At 45.5% G+C, this 336-nt stretch carries 1 pseudogene; it reads right to left on the reverse strand.

Going from position 1 to position 336, the window contains the following annotated elements:
- Positions 1-336: pseudogene (locus tag Q0852_RS23760) on the reverse strand (hypothetical protein); the annotation flags it as partial.

Below are 336 nucleotides of genomic sequence, written 5' to 3' on the forward strand. Positions count from 1 at the left end.
TCAACAGAAGCATCATCATTAAAATCGCCTAAAATTACGCCCCAAATCCAATGAGCTGCACCTGACATTCGTTTCCAGCTATTTTCCCAAAAGCCTACCTCTCCCCGCTTCGCTTCTTCAATCAACTTTTGAGCATTAGCACTTGGATTATAATTAGGATTTTTCTTGGTTGGCTCATTCGGCATAAAGTCCCGAGTATCTTCGCCGTATTCAACCGTAAACTCTCCCGGAGCAACACCGCTAACGGATGCTTTACCTGCGTTATCCAAATTCCCTTTAAATACACCGCCCTTCTGATCAACCAACTCATAAGTTGCGCCCTGCACCGGATCGCCA

It is taken from the genome of uncultured Photobacterium sp. (genome assembly GCF_947502415.1).
Lineage (GTDB): Bacteria > Pseudomonadota > Gammaproteobacteria > Enterobacterales > Vibrionaceae > Photobacterium.